Annotated in this window: 20 protein-coding genes and 1 tRNA gene; 10 read left to right on the forward strand and 11 right to left on the reverse strand. The window is 65.4% G+C overall.

Annotated features, from left to right (window positions below):
* Nucleotides 1-48: 48 nt before the first annotated feature.
* Genes yidC through rpmH form a run of 3 tightly spaced genes read right to left on the reverse strand, consistent with a single transcriptional unit; the run spans nt 49 to nt 2,408 of the window.
* Nucleotides 49-1,845, reverse strand: a complete 1,797-nt coding sequence (yidC, locus tag EV665_RS09415) for a membrane protein insertase YidC (protein ID WP_210234618.1) — start codon at nt 1,843-1,845, stop codon at nt 49-51.
* Entirely contained in the window at nt 1,845-2,237 is a 393-nt protein-coding gene (gene rnpA, locus EV665_RS09420; protein WP_064328669.1) for a ribonuclease P protein component, read from the reverse strand. The genes yidC and rnpA overlap by 1 nt, the downstream gene beginning before the upstream one ends.
* A gap of 33 nt (nt 2,238-2,270) precedes the next feature.
* Nucleotides 2,271-2,408 (reverse strand): 50S ribosomal protein L34, encoded by a 138-nt coding sequence (rpmH, locus tag EV665_RS09425; protein ID WP_037405882.1) that lies wholly within the window; start codon nt 2,406-2,408, stop codon nt 2,271-2,273.
* Nucleotides 2,409-2,826: 418 nt separating this feature from the next.
* On the opposite strand from rpmH, the gene EV665_RS09430 reads away from it, so the two are divergent.
* The 4 genes from EV665_RS09430 to EV665_RS09445 all read left to right on the forward strand — a co-directional run bounded on the left by EV665_RS09430 (nt 2,827) and on the right by EV665_RS09445 (nt 8,209).
* A complete protein-coding gene (locus EV665_RS09430) occupies nt 2,827-4,833 on the forward strand; it encodes a methyl-accepting chemotaxis protein (protein ID WP_064328670.1) in 2,007 nt (668 codons plus the stop codon).
* Nucleotides 4,834-5,074: 241 nt separating this feature from the next.
* Nucleotides 5,075-6,520, forward strand: a complete 1,446-nt coding sequence (locus EV665_RS09435) for a sensor histidine kinase (RefSeq protein ID WP_245337344.1) — start codon at nt 5,075-5,077, stop codon at nt 6,518-6,520.
* Nucleotides 6,521-6,655: 135 nt separating this feature from the next.
* A tRNA-Arg gene (locus EV665_RS09440) sits at nt 6,656-6,732 on the forward strand.
* A 229-nt stretch (nt 6,733-6,961) separates the two neighbouring features.
* The gene (locus tag EV665_RS09445) at nt 6,962-8,209 is read left to right on the forward strand and encodes an alpha/beta hydrolase (RefSeq protein WP_064328672.1); all 1,248 of its coding nucleotides are present in this window, start codon (nt 6,962-6,964) and stop codon (nt 8,207-8,209) included.
* Nucleotides 8,210-8,264: 55 nt separating this feature from the next.
* On the opposite strand, the gene EV665_RS09450 is transcribed toward EV665_RS09445, so the two are convergent.
* Together EV665_RS09450 and spdA are read right to left on the reverse strand one after the other, a co-directional pair.
* Nucleotides 8,265-8,900: a DUF1236 domain-containing protein gene (locus tag EV665_RS09450; RefSeq protein ID WP_133033909.1), complete on the reverse strand. Its 636-nt coding sequence runs from the start codon at nt 8,898-8,900 to the stop codon at nt 8,265-8,267.
* A gap of 120 nt (nt 8,901-9,020) precedes the next feature.
* Complete coding sequence (gene spdA, locus EV665_RS09455; RefSeq protein ID WP_133033910.1) at nt 9,021-9,827, reverse strand: 2', 3'cyclic nucleotide phosphodiesterase SpdA; 807 nt, start codon at nt 9,825-9,827, stop codon at nt 9,021-9,023.
* 153 nt (nt 9,828-9,980) lie between these two features.
* On the opposite strand from spdA, the gene EV665_RS09460 reads away from it, so the two are divergent.
* Nucleotides 9,981-11,015 (forward strand): proline racemase family protein, encoded by a 1,035-nt coding sequence (locus EV665_RS09460; RefSeq protein ID WP_133033911.1) that lies wholly within the window; start codon nt 9,981-9,983, stop codon nt 11,013-11,015.
* Between the two features lie 9 nt (nt 11,016-11,024).
* Here EV665_RS09460 and EV665_RS09465 read toward each other — a convergent pair whose 3' ends face one another.
* The gene (locus EV665_RS09465) at nt 11,025-12,053 is read right to left on the reverse strand and encodes a tetratricopeptide repeat protein (RefSeq protein ID WP_133033912.1); all 1,029 of its coding nucleotides are present in this window, start codon (nt 12,051-12,053) and stop codon (nt 11,025-11,027) included.
* A 261-nt stretch (nt 12,054-12,314) separates the two neighbouring features.
* On the opposite strand from EV665_RS09465, the gene EV665_RS09470 reads away from it, so the two are divergent.
* Nucleotides 12,315-12,953 carry a FecR family protein gene (locus tag EV665_RS09470; RefSeq protein WP_064332370.1) on the forward strand — a complete coding sequence of 213 codons (639 nt, stop codon included), beginning with the start codon at nt 12,315-12,317 and terminating at the stop codon, nt 12,951-12,953.
* Between the two features lie 24 nt (nt 12,954-12,977).
* Here EV665_RS09470 and EV665_RS09475 read toward each other — a convergent pair whose 3' ends face one another.
* The 3 genes from EV665_RS09475 to EV665_RS09485 form a co-directional block, all read right to left on the reverse strand.
* A complete protein-coding gene (locus tag EV665_RS09475) occupies nt 12,978-14,819 on the reverse strand; it encodes a CHASE2 domain-containing protein (protein ID WP_380685050.1) in 1,842 nt (613 codons plus the stop codon).
* 24 nt (nt 14,820-14,843) lie between these two features.
* Entirely contained in the window at nt 14,844-15,548 is a 705-nt protein-coding gene (locus EV665_RS09480) for a Crp/Fnr family transcriptional regulator (RefSeq protein ID WP_064328676.1), read from the reverse strand.
* A 135-nt stretch (nt 15,549-15,683) separates the two neighbouring features.
* On the reverse strand, nt 15,684-15,872 hold the full coding sequence (locus tag EV665_RS09485) for a hypothetical protein (RefSeq protein WP_064328677.1): 189 nt from the start codon (nt 15,870-15,872) through the stop codon (nt 15,684-15,686).
* Nucleotides 15,873-16,066: 194 nt separating this feature from the next.
* Between EV665_RS09485 and EV665_RS09490 the strand changes: the two genes are divergently transcribed.
* From EV665_RS09490 to EV665_RS09505, 4 genes are all read left to right on the forward strand, one after another.
* The gene (locus EV665_RS09490) at nt 16,067-16,510 is read left to right on the forward strand and encodes a DoxX family protein (RefSeq protein ID WP_133033914.1); all 444 of its coding nucleotides are present in this window, start codon (nt 16,067-16,069) and stop codon (nt 16,508-16,510) included.
* A 147-nt stretch (nt 16,511-16,657) separates the two neighbouring features.
* Entirely contained in the window at nt 16,658-17,356 is a 699-nt protein-coding gene (locus EV665_RS09495; protein ID WP_133033915.1) for an orotate phosphoribosyltransferase, read from the forward strand.
* 63 nt (nt 17,357-17,419) lie between these two features.
* A complete protein-coding gene (locus EV665_RS09500; protein ID WP_064328679.1) occupies nt 17,420-18,349 on the forward strand; it encodes a carbohydrate kinase family protein in 930 nt (309 codons plus the stop codon).
* Between the two features lie 131 nt (nt 18,350-18,480).
* The gene (locus EV665_RS09505; RefSeq protein WP_133033916.1) at nt 18,481-19,566 is read left to right on the forward strand and encodes a glycosyltransferase family 4 protein; all 1,086 of its coding nucleotides are present in this window, start codon (nt 18,481-18,483) and stop codon (nt 19,564-19,566) included.
* Nucleotides 19,567-19,569: 3 nt separating this feature from the next.
* Here the strand turns inward: EV665_RS09505 and pgi are convergent, their stop codons facing one another.
* The gene (gene pgi, locus EV665_RS09510) at nt 19,570-21,195 is read right to left on the reverse strand and encodes a glucose-6-phosphate isomerase (RefSeq protein WP_133033917.1); all 1,626 of its coding nucleotides are present in this window, start codon (nt 21,193-21,195) and stop codon (nt 19,570-19,572) included.
* Between the two features lie 114 nt (nt 21,196-21,309).
* On the reverse strand, nt 21,310-23,010 hold the full coding sequence (locus EV665_RS09515; RefSeq protein WP_064328681.1) for a long-chain-fatty-acid--CoA ligase: 1,701 nt from the start codon (nt 23,008-23,010) through the stop codon (nt 21,310-21,312).
* Between the last annotated feature and the right edge of the window lie 265 nt (nt 23,011-23,275).

The raw sequence follows: 23,275 nt of genomic DNA on the forward strand, positions 1-23,275 counted from the left end.
AAACCCCGGCGCGAGGCCGGGGTTCTTCGACATCCGCTTGGGTGGCCGTCAGGATGATCCGGCTTTCTTTCCGAGCAATCCCTTCAGATTGTCGAAGAGCTCGATCTTCACGCCGTGGCGCTTCATGATGATGCCCTGCTGGATGATCGAGAGCAGGTTGTTCCAGGCCCAGTAGATGACGAGGCCGGCCGGGAAGGTCGCGAGCATGAAGGTGAAGATCAGCGGCATCCAGGTGAAGATCATCGCCTGGGTCGGGTCCGGCGGCGTCGGGTTCATGCGCATCTGCAGGAACATGGTGATGCCCATGATGATGGGCCAGACACCGATCATCAGCATGTGCGGCACGTCGTAGGGCAGCAGGCCGAACAGGTTGAAGAGCGAGGTCGGATCGGGCGCCGAAAGGTCCTGGATCCAGCCGAAGAACGGCGCGTGGCGCATCTCGATGGTGACGTAGATCACCTTGTAGAGCGCGAAGAAGACCGGGATCTGCAAAAGGATCGGCCAGCAACCCGCCAGCGGATTGATCTTCTCCTCCTTGTAGAGCTGCATCATGGCCTGCTGCAGCGCCATGCGGTCGTCGCCGTGCTTGGCCTTCAGCTCCTCCATCTTCGGCTGCATCTTCTTCATGTTCGCCATGGAGGCGTACTGCTTGTTGGCAAGCGGGAAGAACAGGCCCTTGACGACGATCGTGGTGATGAGGATCGCGATGCCGAAATTGCCGAAATAGCGGAAGAAGAAGTCCATCATCTGGAACATCGGCTTGGTGAAGAACCAGAACCAGCCCCAGTCGATCATCAGGTCGAAGCGCGGGATGGAGTAGGACGCCTCATACTGGTCGATGATCGGCACTTCCTTGGCGCCGCCGAAGAAGAGGTTCTTGACCTCGACCGACTGGCCGGGCGCGATGGTGACGTCGTCCTGGCGGTAGTCCGCCTGGTAGCGCGGACGACCGTCCTGGAAATAGGAGAAGCGCGTCTCGTAGGGCGTCGCCTGCGGCGGCACGAGGGCCGTCGCCCAGTACTTGTCGGTGATGCCGAGCCAGCCGCCGGTCGCCTTGCCGGGCGCGACCGTCGTGTCGTCTTCGGTCGTGGAATATTTGACCTCGTGCAGGCCGAGATCGCCGAGCACGCCGATGAAACCTTCGTGCAGCACGTAGACGGACGGATCGCTCGGCTTGAAGAAGCGCGTCGCGCGGCCATAGGGCGAAAGCGCGATCGCCGCATCCGTGCGGTTCTCGATGCTGTCGGCGATCGTGAACATGTAGTGTTCGTCGACCGAGATCGTGCGGGTGAAGGTGACGTTCTTGTCGTTGGTATAGGTGAGCTTGACGGGGGTCGCCTGCGTCAGCTTGCCCTCGCCCTCCTGCGTCCAGACGGTCTGCGGGCCGGGGACCTGGCCGGTCGCCTCGCTGCCGACATAGCCGATTTCGGCAAAGTAGCCGTGTTCGGTCTCGGCGGGGCTGAGCAGCGTGATGATCGGGCTCGTCTTTTCGACGGTCTCGTGGAATTCCTTCAGCTTCAGGTCGTCGAAGCGGGCGCCCGTCAGGTTGATGGAGCCGGAGAGCGACGGCGTGTCGATCTCGACGCGGGCGGACCGGGCGAGCGCGGCTTCCCGCGTTTCGGTCGTGGTCGCCGTCGACGTACCGCCCGGCAGGGCGCCGCTCGTACCGGTCGCGGTCGTCGTCGTGCCGCCGGACGTGGTCGTCTGCTGGCTCTGCGCGGCCTGCTGCGCTTCGAGCGCGGCGCGGTCCTTCTCCAGCTTGGGGTTCACATAGAGGAACTGCCAGGCCACGAGGATCAGCACGGACAGCGCGATCGCCACGAAATAATTGCGGTTCTTTTCCATCACTCTTTCCCGGGAGCAGCAGGGCGCTGCTGCTGCTTCTGTTTCTTGACCGTCGCGATCCTGTCGTTGAGACGGGCTTCAAGGGTTTTGAAGGGGGCGCTCAACACGTCCCGTCTGGCGACAACCACATAGTCGTGTCCGGGCTCCATTGCAAACCCGGCCGATAGCCGCACCGCCTCTTTCAGGCGCCGGCGCATGCGATTGCGTTCCACGGCATTGCCGTGCTTCTTGGTAACGGTGAAGCCGACGCGGGGCGCTTCGTCCGGCATCTGCCGGTCGCGCACTTCGAGAAGGAACAGCGGTCCCCTGCGTTTCTCGCCCTCGCGCACAAAAAGAAACTGCGGACGGCTTTTCAGCCGTCCGACAGCAGGTTTTTCAACAGTTTCCGTCATATGCCCGTCGCCTCTGTTCGGGCAGGCACGGCCTTAGGCCGAGAGACGTGCGCGGCCGCGGGCGCGACGTGCGGACAGGACCTTGCGGCCGCCCTTCGTTGCCATGCGGGCGCGGAAACCGTGACGACGCTTGCGGACAAGCTTGGAGGGTTGGTAGGTACGCTTCGACATTTATTTAATACCGCGGTGTGCGGCCCTTCTTGGGTTTGCGTTACGCAAGGAGCGTTGAAGTCCGGCACAGGCTTGCCCTCGCGGGAAGCCAAGCTTTCCGGACGTGCGCGGCTTATAAGGGCAAAAACGGTCGAAAGTCAATTGCGGACGCGGCGACGCGCGCGACTGTCACAATGGTTAACGGGTGACACCTAAAAGTTGCATGTGAATTGTGCTTTGTCATGTTCCCGTCACGTAACGTGAGGCGAAATCCCCGGATTTTCCGGCTTCCTCTCCCGTCCTGCTGCATTAGGAGTTGCAAATACGCTCAATATTTGGGCGGTTGTATCAAAGTCTAATTAACTTTTAGCGTTTACTTTCCTCCATGAAGGCAGGTGGGTGAATCCCGCTTGCCATCCATCGTTCTTTGGAGTGTGACGTGAAGATACGCGGCAAGATCTACCTCATCGTGGGCTTGATGGGCCTCATTTCCGTCCTCATCGGCGGCATCGCCGTCCATGTGGTCTCGGAATACAGCGACAAGCTCCGCCAGTATGAGAATGCCGCCGACCGCGCCTTCCTCGGCGAGCACCTGAACCGCCAGGTCACGGCCGTCGTCATGGAAGCCCGCGGCATCTATGCCTCCAAGGACATGGACGGCGCCAAGAAATTTGCCGAAGGCATCGCCAAGGAACTCGACGGCATCGATAAGACGCTGAACGAATGGCGCCCGATCGTGCCGGAGGCACAGAAGGCCGCGTTTGACGCCGTCGTGGCGCGCGCCGCCGAATTCCGCACCTTCCGCATGGAAACGGCCCGCCTCGGCACGACCGTCTCCATCGCCGCGGCCAACGAACAGGGCAACAACGAGGGCAACCGCGCCAACCGCAAGGCCTTCCAGCAGGAGATCGATGCCGTCGTCCAGACGGACAACGAGAACCTCACCGCGATCAAGGCCGATGTCGCCGCCTTCGAAACCCTCATGCTGATGCTCGTGCTCGGCACGGTCGGCGTCGGCCTCGCGCTCGGTGGCGGCGTTGCCTTCTATATCGCGACCAACGAGCTCAGCCGTCCGATCCAGAACGTGACCGAGACGATGAACCGTCTTGCCGGCGGCGATCTCGACACGGAAGTGCCCTATGCCGGCCGCAAGGACGAGATCGGTGAAATGGCCGCCGCCGTCGCCATCTTCCGCCAGAATGCCATCACCGTGCGCGACCTCAACGCCCAGGAGGAGATCCTGCGCGAGAAGAGCGCCGACCTGCAGTCCTCGATCGCCACCGTCGTCCATGCCGCGGCAGCGGGCGATTTCTCCTCGCGCATCAACAAGGACTACCAGAACGAGGACCTCAACCGCTTCGCGCGCAGCGTCAACGAGCTGGTCGCCGGCGTGGAAGAAGGCATTGCCGAAACCCGCCGCGTCATCGGCGCGCTCGCCGAGGGCGACCTGACGCAGACCATGGACGGCGCCTTCCGCGGCGCCTTCGCCGAGCTGCAGCAGAACGTCAATGCGACGCTCTCCACCCTCCAGCGCACCATGCGCGAGGTGCGCGCCTCGACGGATGCGATCAACGCCAATTCCGGCGAGCTGCGCACCGCCTCCGACGACCTTTCCAAGCGTACCGAGCAGCAGGCCGCCGCGCTGGAGGAGACCTCCGCCGCCCTCGAGGAGATCACCGCCGCCGTCAAGAATTCGACGGAGCGGGCGAACGAGGCGACGACCATGGTCGGCGAGGCGACGCAGAGCGCCAAACAGTCGGGCGACATCGTGCGCAATGCGATCGGCGCGATGAGCCGCATCGAGCAGGCCTCGAACGAGATCAGCCAGATCATCTCCGTCATCGACGAGATCGCCTTCCAGACGAATCTTCTGGCGCTCAACGCCGGCGTCGAGGCCGCGCGTGCCGGCGAGGCGGGCAAGGGTTTTGCCGTCGTCGCCCAGGAGGTGCGCGAGCTCGCCCAGCGCGCCGCCAGCGCCGCCAAGGACATCAAGGGCCTGATCACCAAGTCCGGTGACGAAGTCTCCGTCGGCGTCAAATATGTGCAGGAGACGGGCGCGGCCCTCTCCGACATCGAAAGCCGCGTCGTCACCATCAACGACCGCATCCACGCGATCGCCACGGCCGCCCGCGAGCAGGCGACGGGCCTCCAGGAGATCAGCACGGCCATCAACCAGATGGACCAGGTCACCCAGCACAATGCCGCGATGGTCGAGGAGACCTCGGCTGCGACGCACAAGCTGAAGGGCGAGGCCGACAGCCTGGCCGACCTCGTCGCCCGCTTCCGCACCGGCGATGCCATGCAGCGCGTGGCGGCCGTGCGCGCCGAGACCCGTCCGGTCGAATCGCCCGCCCGCCGCATGATCGGCAATGTCGCCCGTGCCTTCGGCGGCAACCGCGGTGCCGCCACTGCGGCGGTCGCCCAGGAGAACTGGGAAGAGTTCTGATCGCTGCCCCTTCGCAGCGCGCGGACGGGCGCCCTGCGGCATTTGGTAGCCGGATTCCAGCCTTCAGCGCGGCGATCGCAGGATCGCCGCGTTTTTGCCGTCTCCGCGGCAACGTTGGAAAATTTGCCGCAATCTCCTATGATTGACTGAAATACGTCGTCGATCTCCAATCACGATGCGTTCGCCGCATTGCGGCCTGTCTGGGAGTTGAGACATGGTGGACAGAGACGGGACACCGTCCTTGACCGAGAAGCCGGTGCCGGCGGTCGGCTTCCTGTCCGGCCTGTCGGGACGGCTCCTGTTGGTCACGGCCATCTTCGTCCTGATCGCCGAGGTGCTGATCTTCGTGCCGTCGGTCGCCAACATGCGCCTGCAATGGTTGCGCGACCGCCTGAACACGGCCGCCGCCGCCAGCGTCGTCATCGAAGGCCTGCCGGACCACGAACTGCCGCGCCCCGTGCAGGAAGAGACGCTGATGGCGACCGGCACCAAGGCGATCATCCTGAAGCGGGAGGACGCCTCCCGCATGGTCGCCGCCGTCGACATGCCGCCGAGCATCGACGCGCAATACGACCTTTCCGACGTCTCGACGCTCACCGCCGTCTACGATGCCTTCGACACGCTGCTCTTCGGCGGCGAGCGTGTCATCCGCGTCTTCGGCCCGGTCGGCGAATCGAGCACGCGCATCGAGCTCTTGCTCGACGAGCGGGCGCTGCGCCGCGCCATGCTCGGTTACGCACGCAACGTCTTCATCCTGTCCATGATCATTTCCGTGGTCACGGCGAGCCCCATCTTCTTCGCGCTCAACCGCCTGCTGATCCGCCCGATCCGCCGCATGACCGCGAACATCCAGGAATTCGCCGCCGATCCGTCGAACCCGGCGCGCGTGCTGGAGCCGTCCGGCGGGCGCGACGAGATCGCCGTCGCCGGCATCCATCTCGCCGCCATGCAGCAGACGCTGCAGCGCACGCTGAAGGAGCAGAAGAACCTCGCCGATCTCGGTCTTGCCGTGTCGAAGATCAACCACGACATGCGCAACATCCTCTCCTCGGCCCAACTGATGTCCGACCGCCTGTCGGATGTCGACGACCCCGTGGTCAAGCGCGTCGCGCCGAAGCTCCTGCGCAGCATCGACCGGGCGGTGGGCTATACCAACGAGGTGCTCTCCTATGGCCGCATGCGCGAGCCGGAGCCGCGCCGCCGCTTCGTCGCGCTGCGCCCGCTGGTGCAGGAGGTTTCCGAGGTGCTGGCGCTCGATTCGCGCAGCGACATCGATTTCGTCGCGCAGGTCGAGCCGGGCCTCCAGGTCGATGCCGACAGCGAGCAGCTCTTCCGCGTCATCCACAATCTGTGCCGCAATGCCGTCGAGGCGCTGTCGCAGGACAGCGGCGCGGAGCGGCGCACCGTGCTCGTCACGGGGCTTCGCACCGGCAGCGTCGTGTCCATCGCCATCGACGACAACGGTCCCGGCATGCCCGCCAAGGCGCGCGAAAACCTCTTCGCCGCCTTCCGCGGTTCCGTGCGCTCGGGCGGCACGGGCCTCGGCCTTGCGATCGCCCGCGAACTGGTGCTCGCCCATGGCGGCACGATCGCGCTGGTGGAGAAGCCGACGCCCGGCACGCTGTTCCGCATCGAGCTGCCGGACCGCCCCGTCCCCCTCGACGCCTTCCGCCACCGCGCCTCGTAATCCGGGGTTCTGCCGCTCCCTTTGTGACGGCCCGATGAAAAAAGTACATTATTTCTGCGAAAGACGCTTGCAATAGGCCGGAGGACCCTTTAGAGAACCGCCTCGCAGCCGGGCAATAAGCCCGCCACTGCCAGCGCACCCGTAGCTCAGCTGGATAGAGCACCAGACTACGAATCTGGGGGTCAGGAGTTCGAATCTCTTCGGGTGCGCCATTCTTTTCCCATTTCCAAAAGATGTCCTGTCGGCCTTCCTGCGGTCGTATATCGCCGTGCTCGGCTCTCGCCCGGCATTGCCGTTCGCGTGACCGATATGCCACGCAGGGACTTTCCGTGGCGGTCCTTGTCTTCGGGCTCTCTTCAAAACCGCCTGCCGCTCGGCTAAGCAGGGATGAGCGGTGCGAGGCATGCACCGGCGAAACCAGAAAGCGGAAGGAAGCGGGGCATGATGAACCGCGAAATGCCGCGCGTATTGCGTCGCGTGATCTTCGCCGGACTGCTTGCCCTTGCGGGGTGCGCCGGCCGGCCGGAAGGCGTGCTCGTGCCGAGCGGCGAAACGCCGGCGGGCGTCTCCACGGTCGACCTCCTGGTCGCCACCACCCGCGCGCCCTCGCAGCAGCCGGGCGTCCTGTTTTCCGGTGAGCGCGGCTCCGAACTCGTGATGCGCGACATCAAGGTCTCCATTCCGCCGGACGGCAAGCGCAAGGTCGGCCAGGTGCAATGGCCGGAAAAGCTGCCGGCCGATCCGATGAAGAACTTCTCGACCGTCAGCGTGACGCCGATCGACAGCGCGCAGAAGGGCCGTGCCTGGCTCGACGGGCATCTGCCGAAGAGCCGTCGCGTGCTCGTCTTCGTGCACGGCTTCAACAACCGGTATGAGGACGCCGTCTACCGCTTCGCGCAGATCGTGCACGATTCGAAGACCGATGCGGCGCCCGTGATCTTCACCTGGCCCTCGCGCGCCAGCATCTTCGATTATTCGTACGACAAGGAAAGCACCAACTATTCGCGCGACGCGCTGGAGGAGCTGCTGCGCGCGGCGGTCGATACGCCCGAGGTCGGCGAGATCACCATCATGGCCCATTCCATGGGCACCTGGCTGGCGGTGGAGACGCTGCGCCAGATGGCGATCCGCGACGGGCGCGTGCCGAAGAAGATCCAGCAGGTCATCCTCGCCTCGCCCGATCTCGACGTGGACGTCTTCGGCCAGCAACTGCGTGCCATCGGCACGGATCGGCCGCAATTCACGCTCTTCGTCTCGCGTGACGACCGGGCGCTGACGCTCTCGCGGCGCATTTCCGGCAATGTCGACCGGCTCGGCCAGATCGATCCCTCGCAGGAACCCTATCGCAGCATGCTGGAGAAGCAGGGCATCATCGTGCTCGACCTGACGGCACTGAAATCCGGCGACAGCCTCAACCACGGGAAATTCGCGGAGAGCCCGGAGGTGGTGCGGCTCATCGGCAACCGGCTGATCGCCGGCCAGACCGTCACGGATTCCGAGGTCGGTCTCGGTGACCGGCTCGGCGCGGTGGCGCTCGGCACCGCCCAGACGGTCGGCAGCGTCGCCAGTATCGCGGTCTCCACGCCCATCGCCGTCTTCGACCCGGTGACACGCAAGAACTACAACGACCACTGGCTGCGCTTCGGTCAATCCGTGGAGGACACCGCGGTGACCGCGACCGGCCAGTAAAATGAAAAGGCGGCCCCCGCGGGAGCCGCCCCTTCCTTCACAAATCCCGTGAGGGTCAGCGGACCCAGATGACCTCACGGGTATTGCGGTCGACCAGAACAGGACGCTGGTCGACATAGATGTAGCCGTAGCTGGGGCTTTCCGGCACCTCGACGATCTGCACGGTCTCCGGGATCAAGGCGCCGGCCTCGACCGGGCCTTCCAGCACGACGGGCTCCAGCGGATGGCGCTCGACATAGGTGATCGTCGTCTCCGGAATGTCGGCGGAGATGCTGGCCGTCGTTTCGATCTCCGGTGCGTAGATGACCTGGCGGCTATCGGTGCGCACGATCACCGGGCGATTGTCGACATAGACATAGGCGAGGTCCGGGTGGTCGGGGATCGGCGTCAGCGTGACGGTGTCGTCGAAGCGCGTGTCGGCGGTCACCTGGCCTTCCAGAACGACGGGCGGTGTCGGGTTTTCCAGCACATAGACGCGGGCGTCGTCCGGCACGGCGGCTTCCGCACCGATGGCAACGCCCACCGCGCCGCCGACGATGGCGCCGACCGGGCCGCCGACGACCGCACCGGCGGCCGCGCCCGCAGCGCCGCCAGCCGCGCCGCCGAGGACTTCCTTGTCGCCGTCATCCGCATGGGCCGCGGTGGCGCCGATGAGCGCCAGGGCGGCGCCGGCCATCAGAAACTTACGCATGTCATTCTCCTTCGAAAACGGGTTTCCCACCCTTCGACGGAGACAACGTCACGTTCTTCCTTCGGTTCCGCTGCGGACGCGGCGGCGCATCACGATGTGTAACGGACGTTAACCCGGTTCTCAGGCGATTTCCGCATCGCGCCGTGCGATCTCGTAGTCCTCGTTGTGTACCTGCAGGCCGTCTTCCGTGACGACGACGATGCCGTAGGCCGCGGGTTCGTCGACCGAGAGCGAGGCGTTCGGCGTGTCGAAGGGCATCGGCTGCTGGTGCACGGGGCTCTTGAGGATCGAGAACGGAACGCCGCGATGCGAGCCGCCGATCGTGCGGTGCACATGGCCGGCGAAGATGTGGCGCACATTGCCGTGTTTCAGCACGATGTCGTAGAAGGCGTCCTCGTTGGAAAGCCGGATCGCGTCCATGCCGGTAAAACCGGTCCTGTGCGGCGGATGATGCATGAAGAGGAGGACGGGCAGGTCGCCGGCGCTGGAAAGCGCGCTGTCGAGCCAGGCCAGGCGCCTTTCGCAGAGATAGCCGGCATGGCTGCGCGGATAATCGTAGGGCGGGGCGAAGAGCGTATCGAGAAGCACCGCGCGGCAGTCGTCGAAATCGATCGCCTGTTGCACGAAACCGTTCTCGTCCGGTCGCACATGGGAAAAGGTTTCGAGGAAGCGCTCGCGATAATCGTGGTTGCCGATGGTGATGGCGGCGGGCGGCACGAGCAGCGACAGGAGATCGCGCAGGCGCTCGTAGGATTGGGTGTCGGCGCGGTGCGTCAGGTCGCCGGTGAGGATCACCCGGTCGGCATCGGCATGATAGCGATTGACGTGCTCGATGCCGGCGAGCAGGCGCTGGTAGGGATCGAGGCCGATGATGGTCGCCCCCTCGGGCACCATGTGCAGGTCGGTGAAGACGATGAGCTTGGTCATGAAAAGGTCTCGCAGCGGGCAGGGCATCCGGTGATGTCCGGACGCCTTTTCGTAGCGCGCGAACCTGTCGCGTGAAAAGCTGTTGGAATACCCGGCGATCTGATATATCAGAAAGCGAAGACGGCCGAGCTGGCCGAGACGGAGCAGATCGACATGAGATGGAAGCGCACGATCCAGTTGCTGGATGTTCATTGCGAAGGCGAGATCGGCAAGGTGGCGATCGGCGGCGTGCCGAAGATCCCCGGCAACACGATCGCCGAGCAGCTCAACCACATCAACACGGTCGATGACAGCCTGCGCCGTTTCCTGTGCCTGGAGCCGCGCGCGGCGGCGACGGGCTCGGTGAACCTGCTGGTCCCGGCCAAGCGGCCGGAAGCCGACGCCGGCTTCATCATCCTGCAGGCCGACCAGGCGCATGCCTCCTCGGGCTCCAACTCGATCTGCGTCACCACGGCGCTGCTCGAATCCGGCATCGTCGAGATGAAGGAGCCGGAGACCGTGGTCGTGCTCGACACGGCCGCCGGCCTCGTCAAGGCCACGGCGACCTGCCGCGACGGGCGCTGCGAGAAGGTCAAGCTCACCATGGTGCCGTCCTTCGTCGAGGCGCTGGACGTCGAGATCGACACGCCGCACTGGGGCCGCGTGCGCTTCGACATCTCCTATGGCGGCATTTTCTATGCGCTCGTCGATGTCGACCAGATCGGCACGAAGATCGAGAAGGGCAATGCCCGCGCGCTGGTCGATGCCGGCATGGCGCTGAAGGACCTGATCAACAAGGCGATGAAGGTCGTGCATCCGGAAATCCCGGAGATCAACGGCGTCGCCTATGTCATGTTCCGCGATCGCGATCCGGACGGCCTGGTGCGTACCGCCACCACCATGTGGCCCGGCCGCGTCGATCGCTCGCCCTGCGGCACGGGCAATTCCGCCAACCTCGCCACGCTGCATGCCCGCGGCCTTGCCAAGGTGGGCGATACGTTCCGCTCGCGCTCGATCATCGGGTCGGAGTTCGAGGTGGGGCTGGCGGCCGAAACGGTCGTTGCCGGCCGCAAGGCGATCATCCCCACCATCACCGGCCGCGGCTGGACCTTCGGCCTGCACCAGATCGCGCTCGATCCGACCGATCCCCTGGCAAACGGTTTTGCCATGACGGACACCTGGGGTCCGCAGGCGGGCGAGATCGTCTGATCGCGCCCTTCACTTCGCGGCGTAGTGCTTCTCGATGGCGCCGAGGGTGATCGGGTCGATCTCGGCATTCTCGGCACCGGCGATCAGCTTGCGCTCGGCGAGCACCTGCTTGATGGCGAGGCGCGCGTCGGCGCTGAGCTGCTCCGGCGTGTTGCGCAGGATCACTTCGAGATCGACGTCGCGCATCTCGAAGGCGGCGACGAGGCTGTTCACCGCCTGCTCGACATTCCTGACGATGCCGGTGCCGCTCTGCTGCATCAGGCCGAATTTCAGCTTGCCGTAGCTGTCGCCGCGATCGGCGGCGGCTTTGAAGTAGCCGGCTGCGGCGGCAAGATCCTGCGAAACGCCTTCGCCGGATTCCAGCATCAGGCCGAGATTGATCATGGCATCGACGACGCCGCCTTCGGCCGCGAGGCGGTAGAAGGCCGCCGCCCGGGCATCGTCCTCGGCGATCAGGCTGCCGTCGTCGAAGAGCACGCCGAGATTGAACGCCGCCGTCTCGTCGCCGCTCGCCGCCGCCTTGTCGAACCAGCGGGCGGCCGCCTCGCCGTCGATCGCGGTACCGATGCCGTCGCGATAGGCGACGCCGAGATTGTAGGCGCCGAGCATGTCGCCCATCTCGGCCGCCTTCTTGTAGTGGTTGAACTCGGCGACCGCATCGCCGCGCTGGCCCAGCATCGCGCCGTAATTGACCATCGCCACGGTATGGCCGAGCCCGGCCGCTTCCGCATAGAGCTTCATGGCGTCGAGATCCTGGCCGGCGCGCTCCAGCGCCCGGCCGAGCTGGAAGGCCATGCGCGCGCCGCCGCCGGCATTGTAGGCTTCGCGGCAGGCCGAGAGCGCCGGGCCGATCCGGATGTCCTCGCGGGCGACCGGCGCGAAGGCCGTGTTGCGCGTCATGTCGTACTGGCTGCCGGCCGCGGCGTCGCACTGGGCTTCGATGGTGTCGGCCGATGCGCCGCCGGCGACGCCGGACAGGAGGGCCGCGAAGAAAAGGGCGCGGCCAGCCGTCTTCATTCCATTGGATCGCATGAACATGATCCGTCTCCCTTCGTTGATGACCACACCATAGAGGGCTGGCGGACAGGGGCTGTTTCCGCGGGAACAGAAGGCTGAAGGGGAGCAGGGCATAAGGGGTGCAGACAAGGCGCGTCCGCCGTGCCTGCGACAATGCGGGCAAAGCGCCTTGCGGATTTGCCCGGGGAACTGCGTATAAAGAAGAGGGAGAGCATTTCGCGGCCGGAGGGTGCGGCGATGCTCAGGTTCAATTCCATGCCGCCGCGCGTGAAAGGCACGTCAATGCGAACGCTCAACGTTTTTCGTCCGGTCCGTCTCAGCCGCCGTCTTTTCCTTGCGGCAGGCGCACTCGCGCTCACCGGCATCGGCATCCGCGCCACCCAGGCGAATGCGGTGATCGGCAAGGCGGTGGAGATCACCGGCGAGGTCAACCGCAAGCAGGCCAACCTGCTGGAGGGCCTGAAGGCCGGCGCGAGCCTGATGGACCATGATTTCGTGACGACGGGCAAGGAGAGCTTCGCCGCGCTGGAACTCGGCGAGGACACGACCCTGCTGCTCGGCAGCGAGACGGAGCTTCTGATCGACACCTTCATCGCCGGGCAGGGCGGCACGATCGAGCTCGGCACCGGGCAGATGATCTTCGACCGGCCGGAAGGCCTTGCCAAGATCGACCTCACCGTGCGCACCGCCTTCGGCATGATCGGCGTGCGGGGCACGAAGTTTTTCGCCGGCCCGAGCCGCGGCCCCTTCGCCGTCTTCGTCGAGCACGGCCTGGTCGAGGTGTCCGGCGGTGGCGTGACGAAACAGGTCGGCCCCGGCCAGGGCGTCGAGATCGCCGCGCCGGGCGCCGCGCCGGGCGAGGTCACGCAATGGGGCGAGGCCCGCATCCGCGAAGCCTATGCGAGCGCCGGCGCCCGCTGATCGGGAAGGGCGCGCAAAGCCGCTCTAATCCAGCGTGAACAGCGCCATCGTGCCGAAGCCGCGGATCTCGTGTTCGCCGATGGCGCGCAGGCTGCGGCTGGTCTCGCCGGCCGCGCGCGGCCCGACGCAGATCTGTGTTCCCAGGAACTTGTTGGCATCCTGCAGCCGCGCGGCGAGGTTCACCGCGTCGCCATGGGCGGTATAGTCGAGCTTGCCGCCCGCGCCGACCTCGCCCAGCACCGCCATGCCCGTCTCGACGCCGATGCGCGTGCGTCCGAACGCCTTTTCGAGGAAGAGGGGGCGGCGGCGCATCTCCTCGGTCAGTGCGCGGATTTCATCGGCGCAGGCGAGCGCCTTGTCGACGTGGCGGTCGAGATCGTCGGGCGCGTTGAAGAGCGCATGCACAGCGTCGCCCACCACCTTGTCCACCATGCCGCCATGGCGCGCGACGAGGGCGTTGACCTCGGAAAAATAGATGTCGAGCAGCTTGACGAGGTCGTGCGGGCCGATCTTCTGCGCCAGCGTCGAAAAGCCCTCGATATCCGTGAAGAGCGCGGTCACCTGCCGCTCCTCGCCGGCAACCCGGCCGAGGTCGGGATTGTCGATATAGCGTGAGACGACGGATTGCGGCAGGTACTGTGCGAAGCGTTGCCGGGCGGTCGCCTCGGCCCGGCGCACATGGGTGAATTGCAGGAGGCCCGTGACGAGCGCCGCGGTCGCCACGATGAGCGTCACCCCGACCGCATCGGACAGCAGCGCCGTGCGGGCATAAAGCAGCACCGAGGCGCCGAAGACGAGGCCGACCAGCGCGAGCCCCGCGACCGCCGCAAAGAGCGGGCGAAGCCGCGCCGCCGCAAGGGCCGCCGCCGCGCCGGCGAGGAAGGCGAAGCCCGCCTCGATGGGCACGAGCCCGACGTCGCGCGTCGGTATATGGTCGGTGAGGATGGCGTTCGCGATATCCGCGTGGATCTGCACGGAAGGTTCGAGCGGCATGGAGGCGCTGGTCCGCAGTCCCCCGAGATTGGGCAGGCTGCTGCCGATCAGCACGACCTTGCCGGCGATCTTCTCCGCCGGCACCGCGCCGGCCACGACGTCGCCCGCCGAGAAGGTGCGCGCGCGGATCGCGTTGGCATCGCTCGCCACGAAACGCAGGCTGCCGTCCTCGTCGAGCCGCAGGATGCGCGCGTCGTGGCGCAGCCAGGCCGGATCGCCGCCGAGCACCGGCGTGCGCGCACCGGCCGCCAGCCGCGCCGCCTCCACGCCGAGCGCGGGATAGGCGGCGTTGCCGACGATCGCATAGGCCTGCACGCGGCGCACCACGGCGTCCTCGTCGCCCACCAGGAAGGCCGCCGCCGCGGCGGCCGACTTGTCCTGCAGGAAGGCGCAGGAGCTTTCCGTGCCGTCGATGAACCAGAGGTCGGGCACCGCGACCGGCCGTTGCAGCGCGAGCGCCGGCACGGGATGCGGCGCGCCGTCGGGCGTCTCGCCGATCAGGAAGCCGAGGATGGTCGGAACCTTGGCGATGGCGCTGGCGAGCGCCGCGTTCGCCGGCTCCTGCGGGGCGCAATCGGTGCTGAAGATGAAGTCAAAGGCGATGGCGGCGGGCTTGGCGGCGGCGAGCCGGTCGATCAGATCGGCCGTCTCGGCCCGCGTCCAGTCCCGGTTGGGCGCGGCCTGAAACGCCTTGCGGTCGATGTCGACGACGACGATCCGGTCGCTCTCGGCGGCGGGCACGCTCTGCGTCAGCGCGTCGAAGTAGAATTCGCGCTGCCGCTCCAGCGCCGCCTCGCCGAGCCAAGACAGCGTCAGCGCGCCGGCAAGGCTCGCGACCAGGCCGGCAAGGAGGGGACGGTATCGCTTGGGGATCATGGCCGGCCGTTCCCGGCGGCTTCAGTCGTCATCCGGCTCGGCGATGTTTTGCAGCCGGCCGATATGGCAATGGATGATGCCGTCGTTGCGGCGGATGGCGCCGGCCTCCTGCAGCGCGAGGATCGAGCGGTTGATCTTCGGCCGGCTGGCGCCGACGATGCTGGCGATCTCCGTCTGGCTGAGCGAAAGCTGCAGATTGGCGCTTTCCGGCAGTTCCTCGCCATGGATGTTGCGCAGCGTCGCCAGGAAGAAGCGCGCGACGCGGGCATCGAGGTCGTAGAGCGCGATGGTCTCGAGCTGCTCCGTCGTCTCGCGCAGCTTTGTGCAGAGATAGTGGATGATCGCCTGCGCCGCCGTCGGGTTGCGCATCAGGATCTCCAGGAAATCCCGCTTGGAGATGACGTAACCTTCCGTCGCGACGACGGCGGTGGCGTCCGCCGAACGAGGCTGGCCGTCGAGGATCGCCATTTCGCCGAGCACCGATCCCGCTTCGAGCTGGCGCAGCGACAGTTCCTTGCCCTGCGGCGTGATCAGCGAGAGCTTGATGCGGCCGGTGACGAGGACGATGAGGTAGGTCCCCTCGTCGCCGCGCTGGAAGATCACGGTTCCGGCCGACCATTTGCGATAGGTGGCGATGCCGGCGATCTCGCCGAGCGTTTCCTTGCCGAATCCTTCGAAAATCGGAAAGGAGCGCCAGAAGGCGGCGCTTTTGTTGATCTCGTTCATATCCGGATTCCCCCGACCGCGCTGACGCAACACGGAACGCGCCGCCTTGCCGAAATCTTCGCCCAGCCGATGGGCGCTTGCAACAGAAAAGAACGGTGCGTTCCGGGCAGGTCCTTGGGGTTGCCGGCAGAGTGGTCACTGGCAGATGCGGACGCGTTTTGCGATGGTCTTGCCATGCGGGTCTTCCGTGCGGATGCGCTTGGTGATGCAGGTCTGCTGGTCGTGTCCATAATAACCCTCTCCATAGGATGTGCCGGCATGGCCGGGTGCAGCGAAGATGAAGGCGGCGGCGGCGATGACGAGGGCGGTAAGGTTGGGGGGCATGGAGGCTCCGCAAGGAGAGAGGCGGGATGTGACGATCCCCTTGTCGCATGGCCGGCGCGGCCCTCCTGTTTCGCCGGGAACAGGGTGATCGTTCACAAAAAGAGAACGATCTGTCCTCTGAATGCCCGGCTGGCTTGACGGCGGAAAGCTGGTATCTCTTCGTCAATGCAAACGCCAAGCCTCAGGAGCTTACAATGCAACAGAACGTCGTCGTCCTTGTCGGACGCATTCTTCTCGCCCTCATGTTCATCACCGCTGGTTATCCCAAGCTGATCGATCCCTCGGGCACGGCCGGCATGATCGCCGGCGCCGGCCTGCCGGCCGCAACCGCGCTCGCCTATCTTGCCGGTCTCTTCGAACTCGTCGCCGGCCTCTTCGTGCTCGTCGGCTTCCAGACGAAGATCGCCGCCTATCTGCTCGCCGCCTTCAGCGTGTTCACGGCCCTGGTGTTCCACAGCGGCCCGATTAACGTTCCGGATTTCCCGGAAGGCGCCAACGGTCTGCTCACCCTCTTCAACGGCCTGATGATGTGGAAGAACATCACCATCGCCGGCGGCTTCCTCGTGCTCGCCGCCTTCGGTCCGGGCGCCTATTCGATCGACGCCCGCACCGGCGCAGGCAAGACCGCCGCGGCTTAAGCGGAAAGACCCTGATCCTCCAGAAACCCTTCCCGGTCTCCGGGAAGGGTTTTTTGCCGTCCGGTTCCGGGAAAACCCCCGAGCGGCTGGAAAGCCGCGGCTCTTGCTGCTATGCGCACGGGCGGACAGCCTTGTGGGGAGATGCCGATGTTTTCCAATTCCTTTCCGGACCGAGACGTGATGGCGGAGCTGATGGCCCGCATGCTGTGGGAGATCAAGGCGGTGCATTTCCGCCCCGAGGAGCCCTACAAGCTCGCCTCCGGCATGGCGAGCCCGGTCTACATGGACTGCCGCAAGCTCTTGTCCTATCCGCGCATCCGTTCGGCGATCATGGATTTTGCCGCCGCCACCATCACCCGCGAGGCCGGCTTCGAGCGTTTCGACGTGATCGCCGGCGGCGAGACGGCGGGCATCCCCTTTGCCGCGCTGCTCGCCGATCGCCTCGCCTTGCCGATGGTCTATGTGCGCAAGAAGCCGAAGGGCCACGGCCGCAATGCCCAGATCGAAGGCGTGATGCCGGAGGGCGCGCGCGTGCTCGTCATCGAGGACCTCGTGACCGTCGGCGGCTCCATGTTCACCTTCATCGATGCGATCCGCGCCGCCGGCGGCGTGGTCGATCATGGAATGTCGTTGTTCTACTACGGCATCTTCAAGGAGGCCGAGGCGCGCTACGCCAATGGCGGCGTCAAGCTGCACCGCATCGCCACCTGGCAGGACGTGCTCGCGGTGGCGCGCGCGGAAAAGCTCTTCGACGATGCGACGCTCGCCTCCGTCGCCTCGTTCTTCGATGCGCCGCTCGCCTGGTCCGCCGCCCATGGCGGCGTTGCGGAACTGCCGACCTCGTAAAAGTCTCTGGCGCTTTTCGTCGGGATCGTTTAAATCGATTGAAAATCTCTTGGGAGGGCCGATATGATCCTGTGTTGTGGTGAAGCGCTGATCGACATGCTGCCGCGGACGACGACGCTCGGCGAGGATGCCTATGCGCCCTATGCCGGCGGGGCGATCTTCAACACGGCGATCGCGCTCGGCCGCCTCGGCGTGCCGACCGGTTTCTTCACCGGCCTTTCCGACGACATGATGGGCGACATCCTGCGCAGGACGCTCGGCGAAAGCGGCGTCGACTACAGCTATTGCGCGACGCTCTCCCGCCCGACGACGGTCGCCTTCGTCAAGCTCGTCGACGGCCATGCGACCTATGCCTTCTATGACGAAGGCACGGCCGGCCGCATGATCACCGAGGCGGAGCTCCCCATGCTGGGCGATGACTGCGAGGCGCTGCATTTCGGCGCGATCAGCCTCATCCCCGAGCCTTGCGGGTCCACCTACGAGGCGCTCCTGGCGCGCGAGCACGAAAGGCGCGTCATCTCGCTCGATCCGAACATCCGTCCCGGCTTCATCAAGGACAAGGACGCCCATATGGGCCGTATCCGCCGCATGGCGGCGATGGCCGACATCGTGAAATTCTCCGACGAGGACCTCGCCTGGTTCGGCCTTGAGGGCGACGAGGATGCGCTTGCCCGCCACTGGCTGCATCATGGCGCAAGGCTCGTCGTCGTGACGCGCGGTGCAGAAGGTGCCGTCGGCTATACCGCGAACCACAAGGTCACGGTGCCGAGCGAGCGGGTGAGCGTGGTCGATACGGTCGGCGCGGGCGATACGTTCGATGCCGGCGTGCTCGCCTCGCTGAAGATGCAGAACCTCCTGACCAAGGACCAGGTGGCCAGGCTTTCCGAAGACCAGATCGCCAAGGCGTTGGCGCTCGGCGCCAGGGCCGCGGCCGTCACCGTCTCGCGCGCCGGCGCGAACCCGCCCTGGGCAAAGGAAATCGGGCTCGCCTGAGCCGGCAGCGTAAAGGACAGCAACCTCTCTCCCGTCAAGCCTGAGCATGATGGAGGAGGGTGGAGTGAAGTCGCCAAAACAAGCCGAAAGCCCCTTCATTCCTTTGTCATCGCAGCATGGTCAAAGGGGCCATGTTCGACCACACCGCTCCAGATTCCTTTCCCCTCGCCCGTTCCGATGGACGGGCTCCGACCATCCTCGTCGTCACGGACGCCTGGCGCCCGCAGTTGAACGGCGTCGTGCACACGCTCGAAGAGCTTGCCCGCTCGATGGCGGAAGAGGGCATAGACGTCGTCTTCCTGACCCCGCAGGGGTTTACCACCGTGCCGCTGCCCTCCTATCCGGAAATCCGGCTCGCCATCACCTCCAGGCGCCGCGTGCTGGTCGAAATGGAGAAGATCGCGCCGGACTATATCCATATCGCCACGGAGGGGCCGCTCGGCATGGCGGCGCGTGCCGCCTGCCTCGAACACCGGCTGCCCTTCACCACGGCCTATCACACGCGCTTTCCCGAATTCATCAGCGCGCGCCTGCCCATTCCCGAAAGCGTCAGCTACTGGTGGCTGCGGCGTTTCCACAATGCCGGCAACGGCATGATGGTTGCGACGAAATCGCTCGCCGCGGAAATGGCCGCCCGCGGGTTCGTGCGCATCAAACGCTGGTCGCGCGGGGTGGATACGAAACTGTTCGACCCGACAAAACGCCGCGATCTCGGCCTGCCGCGGCCGATCTTCCTGAATGTCGGGCGCGTGGCGGTGGAGAAGAACCTGCCCGCCTTCCTCGGCCTCGATCTGCCGGGCAGCAAGGTCGTCGTCGGCGACGGGCCGGACCTTGCGGCGTTGCGCCAGCGCTATCCGGATGTGCATTTCCTCGGCCGCAAGACCGGCGAGGAGCTGGCGTCCCTCTATGCCTCGGCCGAGGTCTTCGTCTTTCCGAGCCGCACCGACACGTTCGGCAATGTCATGCTGGAGGCATTGGCGAGTGGCGTTCCCGTCGCCGCCTTCCCGGTCACGGCACCGCGCGACGTTCTCGGCGAGGGCGGCGCCCTGTCGGACAATCTCAAGGACGCGGCGCTTGCCGCTCTCGACATTCCCAAGGAAGTCGCCCGAAGCCGCGCCATGACCTATAGCTGGCGCGCCTGCGCCCGCGAATTCCTGGGCAATCTCACCCGCGTGCCGCGCGATGCATTCGCGGCACGCCGTCTCAGCCTTCGATAGGGTTTACGTCGCCGCCTTCAAAAGCGCGGCGACAAGGCCGGCGGTCGAGGAATCGTGGCCGGCTGCGCTCTCCTTGCCTTCCACGACCGGCAGCAGGCCGGTCGCCAGCTCCTTGCCGAGCTCCACGCCCCACTGGTCGAAGGAGTTGATGTTGAACAGCGCGCCTTCGACGAAGACGCGGTGCTCGTAGAGCGCGATCAGCCGGCCGAGCGCGAACGGCGTCAGGCTGTCATAGACCATGGTGATCGACGGGCGGTTGCCGGAGAAGACGCGGTGCGGCGCGATCCTGTCGGCTTTCGCCTCGTCCATGCCCTTGGCGGTGAGCTGCGCCTTGGCTTCGTCCAGCGTGCGGCCCTTCATCAGCGCTTCGGACTGCGCCAGGCAGTTGGCGATCAGCAGCTGATGCTGGTGGCGCAGTGCCTTCTCGTGGCCGTTGGCGGCGATCATGAACTCGGCCGGGATGATCGCCGTGCCCTGGTGAATGAGCTGGTAGAAGGCATGCTGGCCGTTGGTGCCGGGCTCGCCCCAGACAACGGGACCCGTCTGGCCCTCGACGGGCGTCGAATCCATCGTCACGGACTTGCCGTTCGATTCCATGTCGAGCTGCTGGAGATAGGCGGGGAACCGCGACAGGCGCTGGTCATAGGGCAGGATGGCGCGCGAGGGATAGTTCAGCACGTTGCGGTGATAATAGCCGATGAGGCCGAGCAGGACAGGGATGTTCTCGCGGATCGGCGCCTCGCGGAAATGGGTGTCGATGGCATGGCCGCCGGCGAGGAATTCGGCAAAGTTCTCCTTGCCGATGGCGATCATCAGCGGCAGGCCGATGGCCGACCAGATCGAATAGCGCCCGCCGACCCAGTCCCAGAAGCCGAAGACGCGGTCCGCGCCGATGCCGAAGGCCGAGACCTTGTCGAGTGCGGTGGAAACCGCGCAGAAATGGTGGCCGACGGCTGCATCGCCCAGCGCATCGGCGATGAATTTGCGGGCCGTCGCGGCATTGGTCATCGTCTCGATCGTTGTGAACGTCTTCGAGGCGACGATGAAAAGCGTCGTTTCCGCATCCAGCAGCTTCAGCGTATCGGCGATATGGGCGCCGTCGATATTGGAGACGAAATGCAGCCGCGGGCCGTCATGGAAGGGGGCCAGCGCCAGCGTCGCCATGACGGGGCCGAGGTCCGAGCCGCCGATGCCGATATTGACGACGTCGGTGATCGTCTTGCCCGTCGCGCCCTTGAGCGCCCCGGAACGGATGCCGTCCGCAAAGGCGCCCATGGCGTCGAGCACGGCGTTGACCTCAGGCATGACGTCCTTGCCTTCGACGAGGACGGGCGTGTTGGCACGGTTGCGCAGCGCGGTGTGCAGCACCGCGCGCTCTTCCGTGATGTTGATGATCGCGCCGGAGAACATGGCGTCCCGCTTCGCCTCGACGCCGGCCGCCTTCGCCAGTGCCTCCAGCCCGTCGAGCACGGCGTCGTTCACCGCGCATTTGGAATAGTCGAAGAGGAAGTCGCCGAGCGTGGTGCTGTAGCGGGAGAATCGCTGCGGATCGGCCGCAAAGGCGGCACGGATGTCTGTGGCGTTGGTGTCGCGGACGATGGATTTCAGCTTTTCGACAAGCGCGTTCATCGGCGTGGTCCCTGGCTTTTGACGATGCCGCTAGCTAGTCGCTTTGTCCTGTCCAAATCAAGACGGCAAACGTGACTCTACCGAAAAAATTAAATCGGTTTAACTGGCGCTCTCTCAGCCGCGGAGATCCTTGCGCAGTATCTTGCCGACATTGGATTTCGGCAGTTCGGTGCGGAATTCGATGAATTTCGGTCGTTTGTAATTGGTCAGGTTCGCCGCGCAATGGGCCTTCACGTCGACCTCCGTCAGCGCCGGGTCCTTCTTCACCACGAAGAGCTTCACCGCCTCGCCGGAATGCTCGTCCGGCACGCCGATCGCAGCGCATTCGAGGATGCCGGCAAGCGACATCGCCACCTCCTCCACCTCGTTGGGGAAGACGTTGAAGCCGGAGACGAGGATCATGTCCTTCTTGCGGTCGACGATCTTGGTAAAACCCTCCGGCGTCATGAAGCCGATGTCGCCGGAGCGGAAGAAGCCGTCCGGCGTCATCACCTTGGCCGTCTCGTCCGGCCGCTGCCAGTAGCCGGCCATGACCTGGGGGCCGCGGATGCAGATTTCGCCGACCTCGCCGAGCGCCAGCGTCTTGCCGTCGTCGTCGCGGATCTCGATGTCGGTCGAGGGGAGCGGCAGGCCGATCGTGCCGGTGAATTCCGCCCTGTCGAAGCGGTTGGCGGTCGCGACCGGCGAGGTTTCGGACAGGCCGTAGCCCTCGGTGATCGCGCAGCCCGTCATCGCCTGCCAGCGCTCGGCGACCGGCCGCTGCACCGCCATGCCGCCGCCGAGCGTCAGCACGAGTCCGGAAAGATCCGCCTTGGTGAAATCCGGATTGTTCATCAGCGCGTTGAACAGGGTGTTGAGGCCGGGGAAGATGTGTATCCTGACCTTCGTCAACTCCTTGATGAAGGCCGGGATATCGCGCGGATTGGCGATCAGCACGTTGTGGCCGCCGAGCGCGATGCCCATCAGCCCGTTCACCGTCAGCGCGAAGATATGGTAGAGCGGCAGAGCGCAGACGAAGACGAGCTGTTCCGGCCGCTGCTTGATGCGGAAGGTCGGCTCGATCCACAGCTTGATCTGCTCCATGTTGGAGAGCAGGTTGGCATGGGTCAGCGTCGCGCCCTTGGAGACGCCCGTCGTGCCGCCGGTATATTGCAGGAAGGCGGTGTCGTCAGGCGCGATGCTGACCGGCTTGATGCGGCCGCGCGCGCCCTCCGCCATCACCTGGGTAAAGGGGATATGGCCCGGCAGCGACCAGGCGGGCACCAGCTTCTTCACCCGGCGCACGACGAGGTTGACGATCAGTCCCTTGAGCCCGAGCATGTCGCCCATCGTGGTGACGACGACATGCCGGACCGCGGTGCGCGAGACGACCTGCGCCACGGTGCTCGCAAAATTCTCCAGCACGAACAGCGCCTTGGCACCCGCGTCCTTCAACTGGTGCTCCAGCTCCCGCGGCGTATAGAGCGGGTTGACGTTCACCACGACGAGGCCGGCGCGCAGGATGCCGAAGATGATGACCGGGTTCTGCAGGATGTTGGGCATCATCACGGCGACCCGGTCACCCTTTTCGAGCCCCCGCGCCTGAAGCCAGGCGGCGATCTTTGCCGAGGCCGCCTCGAAATCCCGGAAGGTCAGCGTCTTGCCCATGCTGGTGAAGGCCGGCCGATCGGCATAGTGTGCGCAGCAGCTTTCGACGAGCGCGCCGATGGAGGCGTGGCCGAGCGGCGCGATCTGTGCTGCCATGCCCTCGGGATAGGAGGCGAGCCAGAACCGGCCGGAGGGCTGGGTGGAAGGGGCTTCGATCGTGGCGGTCATGCATGCTCCTCCTCATTGCGCGCGGGGCGTCATCCGTCCCGCCGGCACCGAAAGGTCCTCCAACCCTTCGTAGGGACAAGATGATGCTTTTGAAAGGCGCCATCAAGAGACATCGCTATCTTACATTAACGTAAACGTCAATAAATGGAGGCTGTGGCCGCGGTGCTTTTCACGATTCTGCCTTGCCTGCGGCGTCTCGGCGCGCCTTCGCCGAAAAAACCGCGTATATGTTTAATATTCTTGGGCTACACATTATCTAGATTGC

The sequence above is a fragment of the Shinella granuli genome (assembly GCF_004341885.1).
GTDB lineage: Bacteria > Pseudomonadota > Alphaproteobacteria > Rhizobiales > Rhizobiaceae > Shinella > Shinella granuli.

What these genes read in the sequence shown, in the direction of transcription:
- EV665_RS09495 (WP_133033915.1), top strand. Translation starts at nt 16,658, where the DNA reads ATGTTTTCCAATTCCTTTCCGGACCGAGACGTGATGGCGGAGCTGATG.
- yidC (WP_210234618.1), bottom strand. Translation starts at nt 1,845, where the DNA reads ATGGAAAAGAACCGCAATTATTTCGTGGCGATCGCGCTGTCCGTGCTG.
- EV665_RS09465 (WP_133033912.1), bottom strand. Translation starts at nt 12,053, where the DNA reads ATGTTCATGCGATCCAATGGAATGAAGACGGCTGGCCGCGCCCTTTTC.
- EV665_RS09445 (WP_064328672.1), top strand. Translation starts at nt 6,962, where the DNA reads ATGATGAACCGCGAAATGCCGCGCGTATTGCGTCGCGTGATCTTCGCC.
- EV665_RS09480 (WP_064328676.1), bottom strand. Translation starts at nt 15,548, where the DNA reads ATGAACGAGATCAACAAAAGCGCCGCCTTCTGGCGCTCCTTTCCGATT.
- pgi (WP_133033917.1), bottom strand. Translation starts at nt 21,195, where the DNA reads ATGAACGCGCTTGTCGAAAAGCTGAAATCCATCGTCCGCGACACCAAC.
- EV665_RS09490 (WP_133033914.1), top strand. Translation starts at nt 16,067, where the DNA reads ATGCAACAGAACGTCGTCGTCCTTGTCGGACGCATTCTTCTCGCCCTC.
- spdA (WP_133033910.1), bottom strand. Translation starts at nt 9,827, where the DNA reads ATGACCAAGCTCATCGTCTTCACCGACCTGCACATGGTGCCCGAGGGG.
- EV665_RS09470 (WP_064332370.1), top strand. Translation starts at nt 12,315, where the DNA reads ATGCGAACGCTCAACGTTTTTCGTCCGGTCCGTCTCAGCCGCCGTCTT.
- EV665_RS09450 (WP_133033909.1), bottom strand. Translation starts at nt 8,900, where the DNA reads ATGCGTAAGTTTCTGATGGCCGGCGCCGCCCTGGCGCTCATCGGCGCC.
- EV665_RS09485 (WP_064328677.1), bottom strand. Translation starts at nt 15,872, where the DNA reads ATGCCCCCCAACCTTACCGCCCTCGTCATCGCCGCCGCCGCCTTCATC.
- EV665_RS09460 (WP_133033911.1), top strand. Translation starts at nt 9,981, where the DNA reads ATGAGATGGAAGCGCACGATCCAGTTGCTGGATGTTCATTGCGAAGGC.
- rnpA (WP_064328669.1), bottom strand. Translation starts at nt 2,237, where the DNA reads ATGACGGAAACTGTTGAAAAACCTGCTGTCGGACGGCTGAAAAGCCGT.
- EV665_RS09505 (WP_133033916.1), top strand. Translation starts at nt 18,481, where the DNA reads ATGTTCGACCACACCGCTCCAGATTCCTTTCCCCTCGCCCGTTCCGAT.
- rpmH (WP_037405882.1), bottom strand. Translation starts at nt 2,408, where the DNA reads ATGTCGAAGCGTACCTACCAACCCTCCAAGCTTGTCCGCAAGCGTCGT.
- EV665_RS09500 (WP_064328679.1), top strand. Translation starts at nt 17,420, where the DNA reads ATGATCCTGTGTTGTGGTGAAGCGCTGATCGACATGCTGCCGCGGACG.
- EV665_RS09515 (WP_064328681.1), bottom strand. Translation starts at nt 23,010, where the DNA reads ATGACCGCCACGATCGAAGCCCCTTCCACCCAGCCCTCCGGCCGGTTC.